Source organism: Streptomyces sp. NPDC042002 (assembly GCF_055588305.1).
In genome coordinates this window covers 42,613-50,867 of the sequence record NZ_JBVJCT010000049.1, presented here as the reverse complement: position 1 = coordinate 50,867, position 8,255 = coordinate 42,613, and the positions used below count along the sequence as shown (strand labels likewise).

At 68.7% G+C, this 8,255-nt stretch carries 8 protein-coding genes; 6 read left to right on the top strand and 2 right to left on the bottom strand.

The window, feature by feature from the left end; translation table 11 throughout:
• The first annotated feature begins 1,294 nt into the window (after window positions 1–1,294).
• Window positions 1,295–2,215, top strand: a complete 921-nt coding sequence (locus tag ACZ6KY_RS38360) for a hypothetical protein (protein WP_469314886.1) — start codon at window positions 1,295–1,297, stop codon at window positions 2,213–2,215.
• Window positions 2,216–2,293: 78 nt separating this feature from the next.
• Here ACZ6KY_RS38360 and ACZ6KY_RS38355 read toward each other — a convergent pair whose 3' ends face one another.
• Window positions 2,294–2,761: an SAM-dependent methyltransferase gene (locus ACZ6KY_RS38355; protein WP_445072280.1), complete on the bottom strand. Its 468-nt coding sequence runs from the start codon at window positions 2,759–2,761 to the stop codon at window positions 2,294–2,296.
• 28 nt (window positions 2,762–2,789) lie between these two features.
• Window positions 2,790–4,175: a Tat pathway signal protein gene (locus ACZ6KY_RS38350; protein WP_445072281.1), complete on the bottom strand. Its 1,386-nt coding sequence runs from the start codon at window positions 4,173–4,175 to the stop codon at window positions 2,790–2,792.
• A 341-nt stretch (window positions 4,176–4,516) separates the two neighbouring features.
• Here ACZ6KY_RS38350 and ACZ6KY_RS38345 point away from each other — a divergent pair, with 341 nt between their 5' ends.
• The 5 genes from ACZ6KY_RS38345 (at window position 4,517) to ACZ6KY_RS38325 (ending at window position 7,837) form a co-directional block, all read left to right on the top strand.
• Window positions 4,517–5,035, top strand: coding sequence for a hypothetical protein (locus ACZ6KY_RS38345; RefSeq protein WP_469314885.1), 519 nt, complete (start codon window positions 4,517–4,519; stop codon window positions 5,033–5,035).
• A gap of 59 nt (window positions 5,036–5,094) precedes the next feature.
• On the top strand, window positions 5,095–5,604 hold the full coding sequence (locus tag ACZ6KY_RS38340; protein ID WP_469314884.1) for a hypothetical protein: 510 nt from the start codon (window positions 5,095–5,097) through the stop codon (window positions 5,602–5,604).
• 116 nt (window positions 5,605–5,720) lie between these two features.
• Window positions 5,721–6,836, top strand: coding sequence for a radical SAM protein (locus ACZ6KY_RS38335; protein WP_469314883.1), 1,116 nt, complete (start codon window positions 5,721–5,723; stop codon window positions 6,834–6,836).
• Entirely contained in the window at window positions 6,833–6,973 is a 141-nt protein-coding gene (locus tag ACZ6KY_RS38330) for a hypothetical protein (protein ID WP_369486200.1), read from the top strand. Before ACZ6KY_RS38335 ends, ACZ6KY_RS38330 begins: the two co-directional genes overlap by 4 nt.
• A 60-nt stretch (window positions 6,974–7,033) precedes the next feature.
• On the top strand, window positions 7,034–7,837 hold the full coding sequence (locus ACZ6KY_RS38325; protein WP_469314882.1) for a protein kinase family protein: 804 nt from the start codon (window positions 7,034–7,036) through the stop codon (window positions 7,835–7,837).
• Window positions 7,838–8,255: the final 418 nt, after the last annotated feature.

Genomic DNA, 8,255 nt, shown 5'->3' with positions numbered 1-8,255 from the left:
GGGGGGCGGAGGGCCTGACGGCTCTTCAGTTGGCCTGGCGGCCAACTACGGGCCTGACGGCCCGTTAGGTTGCTGTCGCCGTGCCTGGCGGCACGGCTGTGTATGTAGTGCGGGGGTTGGCCCTGGCGGGCCAACTTGTTTGGTTTCTGGGGGTGTTGGCGGGCCTGACGGCCCTCTCTCTCAAGAGAGAGTGTTCTGCCTGGCGGCAGAACAGGCGCCTTGGTGACGGCCCCTCCCCTGGCGGGGAGGGAAAAGTGGACTGGGTTGAAGGTGCCGGCGCCTGTCGGCGCCGTTGATGTCATAACGAGGTGGTTGCACAGATATCCGGGTTGGCTACGCTCCCCTGCCGGGGAGCCTGGGATGAGTGGTGTCAGCGCCCTTTCACATGACTGGGTGTCTGTTTTGTTTAGTAGGTGGGGAGTTCTCTGTCCCTTGCCTTTGTGCCGTTTGTGTACACGCCTGACGGCGTGCTGGCTAGTCGGCTTGGGCCCCTGGCAGGGGGACCAAGACTGCTCTGGTATGTGGTTGATGCGTCAGGGTGCGGGGTTCTGGGAGGGTGGGGTTATGGCTGGCGAAGGTTTGGTGTCTATGACGGTGAAGGTGTCGCTGGGCACGCGGTCTCGGCTGGAGGCCGTGGTGGCGCGTCATCGTGCTCTGCGGCGAGAGCTGGCGCGTGATGTCCGGTGGAGTGTTGAGGGTTTGAGCCGGCGTGAGGCTGATGTGGTGCGTGCCCGGTGGCGCGCAGAGGTGGTTGGGTTGCGTGCGAAGGGGCGGCTGCTGGACACGGTCGACTCGTTTGCCCTGTACGGGGTTCGTCACGAGCTGGCTGTGCGGGGGTGGGTGCGGGAGTGGCCGGAGGCAGGGGGTGGGGGTATGGGTCGTTGGCCGGGGGCTCGGGACGGGGGGTATCCCGAGGCTGTGTCGTTGCGGCTTCCTGCCGGAGTGGCCCAGCTCGTTCGAGCGGGGTGTTGGTCCGTGTCGGCCGAGGCGATCTGTGTGCTGAGGGATTGGCGCGACCGGAATCCGGGGGTGGTGATCACCCGGGCGGGGCGGGATTCGGGGGCGACGGAAGCCTTGGCGGAGTACGAGCGGTGGGCGGATCAGGTTGTTACTGTGGGTGACTTTCTGCGGGCTGGACTGACGTGGGGGCTGGTCCAGCATGGGCGGGATTCTTAGTTTGCAAACTTGAAAAGTGCTGCTCACTGGCTATTTTGCGATTGCTGGATCCTGTCCTTGAGGGCTATCTTCAAGTCTGCTGGTTCATCACATGCTGTGAGGAATTGGGAGGTTGCTGATGACCGCCTTGTACGAGGACTGGGGGCAGGTGCCATGGTCCATGGCATCGAAGACTCAGCTGCTGGCAGCTGATCTCCCCCGGGAGCCTGCGGGAATGGCGAGCGGCCGGGTGCGGGCCTATCGCCGCGGACGTCGCTCGGTGGTGGACCTGTACCGAGTGGAGGCCACTCAGCCGACTGCTGCATCCGCGCGGCAGTTGGAGGCTGCGGCATGCCGGCGCACCGGTGTGGCCCACGTGTGCGGCGAGTGTGGCGCTCTCGGCGATCGGCCTCTCGTCGGCCGTGACGGGGACAGGCTGTGCCCGATGTGCCAGCGGATGCGTGACGTGGCAGCGTTCCAGGTGTCGTTGAGAGAGCGGCGTGGGGTGCTGGCCCGGTGGGCACGGGGCGTGCTGGAGGATTCCCGGCTTGCGGTGGTGTGGGTGGAGATGCTGGAGGGCGGCCGGACGGCATCGGGGCGAGCGCGTCCTGCCGCTGCGGCTCATGTCACGGCAGTGGACTGGCAGGGTGCAAAGCTGGTGGACGTGGTGGTGCGGCTGGCTAGCACCAGGAGCCGTGAGGTACCGGAGGGAGCGTGCCCTCCTGACGCAGGGGTGAAGGCGCTGGAAAGTGCGCTGGGAGGGTTGCGAGTGCTGGCCTGGACGCAGGCGCAGGTGTCGGCGCTGACGCGCCGCTTGGACTCGATGGGGTGCCCGTTGCCGCTGACGGTAGTCAGCGATCTGCCAGGAGCCGACTGGGACGGGTGGCAGACGTCGCTGCGCGATCGTGTCGCGCAGTGGCGGGGCCAGTTGGACCCTGCGTCGGGGGTGTTGCTGCCGGCGTGGGAGCCAGGGCGGGCTGACCGTCTGTGGCTGCTCCTCGCGCGCATGGCGGTGTCCCGTGAGTTCGCCAATTCTGAGGAGACTTCGGCGGTGAACTGAAAGCCACGCTACAGACGGCCACCGACAATCACCGACCGTTTCAGGAGCCGGGGCGAACTCGCGGGATCCCGCAACGGACTAGGTGCTGGCCCAGTAGTCCTTCAGCATCTCGCCCGGCCATTCAGGCTCGCGCACATCGCCCCGGGGCCCCATCTCCTGGAAGTAGGGGGCCAGATCGTAGACGGGGGTGCCGTCGACCGCGTCCAGATCGGCGACGTGGAGGTCTAGGCCGTCAACCTTGATGAGCCTCGGGAAGGACGTCGCGAGCTGGTTCGGCCGCCGGTGGTTGCGGTGCGCGAACGTACCCGAGGGCTCCCAACGCGGATCGTTGCGCGGGCTGCGCGCGTGCAGGGCGACGTCGTCTGGGGAGGCCTTGCTGAAGTGCCAGGTGACAAGCAGGTGGGAGAACTCTTCAAGGCCCCGGACGACATCGAGGGGGTACGCCGCGTTGAGTCGGATGATGGACTGGACGCCGCCCCAGTAGTCGTCTGCTACTTCCGTACGGCCTCCGACAACCATGCCGATGGGTTCGATCTGCAGCGTCATCGCGTTCCCCTCATCCCTGGTGGCGTGATCAATCTACGGTGCGCAGGTAGTCGGCCGCCCGGGTTTCGAGCTCGGCAGCGACGGGGATGCCGCGGCGCCGGTACGGGGTGAGGAGCTGCCGCATCTCCACCACGCGCTGCCGGGCGCGACCGGAGTAGATGCCGTCTTCCATCGCATCAAGGGCCCGCGACCATGTCGCGCACGCCTCTTCCACGTTGCCAGCGGATATCTGAGTGGCTCCCAGGTATCCGAGCGTCACGGCGTGCGTGCGCTTGAAGGCCGGCCCGCGGGTTCGGACACTGCGCCCGAACTGGCCGACCGCGCCTTTCTTGTCCTTCAGGTCGCGCAGCGCGCAGGCCGTTTCGTGGGCCAGCGACGCCTCTCCGAAGAAGAACGTGCGGTCTGGCTCCTCGATGCCGTCGTGCGCGCTGCGCAGGTCGTCCTCGGCGCGAAGCAGCATCTTCGCGGCGGCCTGTTCCTGTCCGGTCGCGGCGAGAGAGCGCGCGTGGACGACGCCCAGCAGGGCCCGCTCGCGCGGGGTTGCCGACTGGTACCGCTGGCCGGCGACCGACGCGGTGGAAAGCTCCAGTGCTTTGTGGGGCAAGCTGAGGTCGAGCGCCTGGTGTGCCATGGCGCGAAGGATGTGCCCGGACAGGGGGGCGTCGCCTGCGCGGGCGGCGAGCTTCAGGCCAAGGGCGAAGTAGGGCTCGGCGAGGTCGTGTTCCCCGTTGTCGAACGCCATCCAGCCGACGAGGTAGGCGGCTTCGCCCGCGGCGCAGTACATGGCGCGGCGGACGCGGTCGTTGGGGAAGGAGCCGACGAGGTAGCGGTTGACGTCGGAGTGGAGGTACTCGACGAGTGCGGTCCGGCCGTGGCCGCCGCCGCGCCGCTGGTCGATGCGGGAGAACGCGAGGGTCATCTCGCGCACGCTCTCCACGTCGCCGCGGCTGACCCGCTGTCCCTTCCGCTGGCCCTGTGGTGGCTCCTGCGCCATCTCGGCCCACCAGGCGTCGGCGGGTAATGCCAGGGCTGTCACCGAGTACACGCCGCCACGGAGCAGACTGCGCCGGTCCGGATCCAAGTCGGTGCTCCCCAGGTCGTTCAGCGCGATCACAGGATCGACGCGCCAGTCCAACGCCCCTTGCGCTGGTGAGGCGGGCGCTGCGAACCCGGCTTCGGCGGGTGTGACGACACGCTTCAGGCAGCGGGACAGTGCCTCACACATGATTATGGGCGCGCGCCCGGAGGGCTGATGGCCGGCCACCCAGTGCTGGACGTGCTGCCGCGTGAGGCTGGTGTACTCCGTCGCGTTGTTCTCGTGTGCGACCCGCACGAAGGCGCTGGCGGCCTGAGCCCGTGACCAGCCAGCTTCCTGCAGTAAGGCGTCGAACCGTTCATTCCGATTGCGCGCCATGATGATCCCCCGCCGCACTGATGATCTTGAGTCACGTTTGTCACCTGGCTCGCGGTACTCCCGCGCCCTACCCAACCTATGGCCCAACTGCCCGGCAGGTGAGGGCAACTGGCTCAAAGTCCCCGCCCCCGGGGAAATAGCGTCACCCGGACGTGAAAACGATCTTGTGTCACGTTTGGCAGTCGCGCCACCCCCGACCGGTACCCGCGGGGGCGTAATCACGGTTCGCTTTACGTAATCACCTAGTGACTCATCCAGGGGGCCTGACTGCCGAACCGCCCGCCCCGGTGGGGCCGCTCGGCAGCCGACGGAGCCCCCGTCGTAAAGCAGGGAGCCACCCCGTGAACCGCCCAGAACAGTCCCCCGCCATCGAGCCGCAGGTGGCCGGCACCGCGACCGAGCTCCCACCGATCGTGGTCGACGCGCCCCGCCTGGAGCAGCGCTGGGCGCTTGCCGCCAACGCGGGGGCCGGGCCGAACGCCCGGCTGCGCATGCGCCCGTGGCTCACGGTCGCGCGCTGGGACGGCAACATCGATGCGGCCGCGCGGGTCGCCGACAGGCTTGTCGACAACGCGGTCCGGCACGGCGAGCCCCTGCCCGGCGGCATCGTGCTCCTGCGGGTGTTCGTTCTCCCCGAGACCGACGAGCTGGCCATCGAGGTCCAGGACGGGCGCCCGGAGTTCCCCGGGTTCGAGCAGGTGGCCACCCAGAGCGGTGAGGCCCGCAAGGCGCCGCCGGGACTGTGGTGGGTGCGCCACTACCGCGGCCAACTGGCGTTCGACGTCATCCAGGACGGGGACCTGACCATCGGCAAGACGGTGCAGGCCATCATGCCCACGATCTGGGACGGTGCCCGGTGACGCATACGCCTCTCCCCCAGCGCACAGCGAACCGGCGCGGCCGCGTATCGGCGGAACCCGTGGAGTTCGCCGTTCAGCGCCTGGACGCCGGGGACGTCGCGCAGGACATGCAGGACCTGGCCACTCGGGTGCGGAGCCTGATGGATCTCCAGCAGGGTCGGCGGCTGCGCTTACCGTTAGGCGGCCGGTTCTTCGACGCGGTCATGACTGCCTCCGGCCCCGAAGCCCACGCCGTCGTGGACCTCTTGGACGAAGTCCAGCGTGTCTGCGGCGCACGCTTCGGCACCCGCTCCTGCGGCCCGGTGATCGACGACCCGGAACGGGACCGGTTCATCTGGCTCGTGCAGCCGGGCACGCACGCGGTCTGGGACAACGACTTCGGCATATGCCGGGGCACACCCCACGAACTCACCCTGCCTTCCATGCAGCAGACAGGGCCGCCCGGCCCGTATTGGCTGCGCCCGTTCCGCGGTGACCGCCTCGTGCCGCACTGGCCCCTGGCCGATCTCCTCGACCGGTTCAAGCCGGGCCCGGTCCCGCACGAGGCGCTCCTCAGGACCATCTCCTGATCCCCGCGTGCGGCGGCGCACGCCCTGAGCCCGCCGCCGCACGCGGTCCAACTCCCCTGCCGGCGGGCCCAGACCTGTCCCCCGGCGGCAGGGGCCCGACCGTGAGGGGGAACGACATGCGCGAGCTCGTCGCCACACCGTTCGCAGACCGCCGGCTCGTCCTGCGTCGAGGCAGCCCGAAAGCCGTACAGCTCCCCCACTCCAGATTCGAGGAGTTGCGCGCGCTGGCCGCCGTCCCGGGCAGCGTGCCTGGGTGGCTCGCCGATGCCGTGGCTGCGCAGTGGCAGATGGACGTTTCCGGGCAGGCCCTCGGTGACGTCCTCCTCGTCCGTGAGCCGGGACCGTACGCGTTCAGCCGGGCGACGTGGGAGATCAATCTCGGCTGCGACTACGACTGCGAGATGTGCTACCTCGGCAAGAAGCGGTTCGAAGGCCTCGACATGGACGGCAAGCGCACCCTGTTGACGGTGATGCGGGACGCCGGGGTGATCTGGCTCCAGATCACTGGCGGGGAGCCGCTGATCGATCCGGACTTCCCCGAGTCCTACCGGTTCGCCGCCGAGCTGGGCATGCAGCTCGAAGTGCTGTCCAACGGCTCACAGTTGCGCAGGGACCGCGTCCTGGACATGCTCCGCGCCTACCCGCCGACCAAGCTGACGCTGAGCCTGTACGGCGCGACCGCGGACACGTACGACGCGGTGACCCGCCGGCGCGGTGGCTTCGACCGGTTCTGCGAAGGCGTGGACAAGGCTCTCGACGCCGGGCTTCGCCTCGACCTGAGCCTGATCATCGTGCAGACCAACGCGCACGAGGTCGACGCCATGCGGGCCTGGGCCAAGGATCTCGGGGTGCCGTTCCGCGAGTACGCCAACATCTCGCCCACGATCCACGGCACCCCGGAAACCCTGCCGTCCCAGTCTCCCGAATACCTCACCGACCGGAAGCCGTTCACCGGCTGCCCGGCGGGCGTGACGTTCTTCCACGCCGACCCGTTCGGCCGCGCCTCGATCTGCAAGGTCGGCCGCGAACCGAACATCAGCCTGACCGCCGAAGGCGTGCCAGGCCTTGCCCGACTCGGCCAGATCGCCGAGTCCCTCATGCTTCGCACTGGAGGATGCAGCGGCTGCAAACTCTCATCCTCCTGCCGCGTGTGCCGACCGATGGCACGGGTCTTCCAGGAGGCGAAGGCACCACTCAGGAACTACTGCCAACACGGAATGAGGTCGTCATGACCGCTGTCCTCGTCGAGATCACGCCCAAGACCGCGCCCGATGCCCCCGACCCGGCCGGGATCGTTCTCGTCAGCGACGTCGCCGAGCTGACCGCGAGTGTGGAGTCCGGCTGCAACGACGACAACCCGTACAAGTAGCTCAACCCGTTGGGGCCGCGCTCCGCGCGCGGCCCCAACGCCCGTACCTCTGGAGAACTCATGCCCACTCCGCGTATCACCGAGCTGCCGGAAGCAGTGCGCTCGCTGATCGAGAAGGCCGGCGGCCGGATTGTCGACGTCGGGACCGTCCACGGCGGTCTCAACAGCTCCATCGCCGTCATCGTGCGGACCAGCACACGCGCCCTGTTCGTCAAAGGCCTGCCGCTCTCTCACCCCCGCGTCTGGACGCAGCAACGGGAGGCGGACATCGCCCCGTACGTCCGCGGCATCGCCCCCGAACTGCACTGGTTCGTGGAAGCCGACGGGTGGAGCCTTCTCGGCTTCCAGCATGTCGAGGGAGGGCACGCCGACTTCGCTCCCGGCTCGCCCGACCTGCCGGCCGTCTCCGCGGCCATGGCGCAGCTCGCTGAGATCCCGGCCCCCAACATCGAGCTGAAGTCGATGCCGCACCGGCTCCGCGGCTACGTCGAGGACCGGGCCGACCTGATGTGGTTCGAGGGGAACAGCCTCCTTCACACGGAGTGGAACCCGCAGAACGTCCTCGTCACGGATGCCGGCGCCCGGTTCGTCGACTGGGCGTGGGCATCGACCGGCGCGGCGTGGATCGACCCCGCACTGTGGCTGCTGTGGCTGATCGCCCACGGCCACACCGCGGACCAGGCCGAGGACGTGGTCTCCGCGCATCCGGCGTGGAAGCTCGCCCCGTCCCCTGGGCTCGACGCCCTCGCCCGAGTCCAACAGCGGCTGTGGGACTCCATCGCGGCCCAGAACCCTGACGAATGGGCACAGCCGATGCAGGCCGCAGCCCGGGTCTGGAACATGCACCGTCAGCACCAGCACTGACTCGATACAGCCCCGCTCGACCGCCCCCGAGGCGGACGAGCGGGGCTTTCCGCTGCCCGGAAACCCGCGCGCACGTGTGGATCGTCGCTGCAGAGATCAAGGTGCCGACGCCCGTACGAGGACGTCTGACGAGCTCCCGCGCCGAACCCGTGCGCCTCTATCTGCGGTGGCGCAGGTCCGCGTCACTGCCGGACAGCCCGTGGTGCTCCCGCGCTGGAGGGCGGTGGTGCGGCAATCGGCGCTGGCATCGAACGCACTTGGGCTATTCGCCGCAACGACCGCCTACGCACCGCCCGCCAGGTCGTGGACGGCACCCCCTGCCCGTCTCCAAGCCGGAGACGGGAGGCGGCTTTCCATGCGGTTCCCTGACGATCAGCGGCCGGTGCCGTCTGCGCTACCGCACCACCGAGGCGGTGAC

What these genes read in the sequence shown, in the direction of transcription:
- ACZ6KY_RS38325 (WP_469314882.1), top strand. Translation starts at nt 7,034, where the DNA reads ATGCCCACTCCGCGTATCACCGAGCTGCCGGAAGCAGTGCGCTCGCTG.
- ACZ6KY_RS38350 (WP_445072281.1), bottom strand. Translation starts at nt 4,175, where the DNA reads ATGGCGCGCAATCGGAATGAACGGTTCGACGCCTTACTGCAGGAAGCT.
- ACZ6KY_RS38330 (WP_369486200.1), top strand. Translation starts at nt 6,833, where the DNA reads ATGACCGCTGTCCTCGTCGAGATCACGCCCAAGACCGCGCCCGATGCC.
- ACZ6KY_RS38335 (WP_469314883.1), top strand. Translation starts at nt 5,721, where the DNA reads ATGCGCGAGCTCGTCGCCACACCGTTCGCAGACCGCCGGCTCGTCCTG.
- ACZ6KY_RS38360 (WP_469314886.1), top strand. Translation starts at nt 1,295, where the DNA reads ATGACCGCCTTGTACGAGGACTGGGGGCAGGTGCCATGGTCCATGGCA.
- ACZ6KY_RS38355 (WP_445072280.1), bottom strand. Translation starts at nt 2,761, where the DNA reads ATGACGCTGCAGATCGAACCCATCGGCATGGTTGTCGGAGGCCGTACG.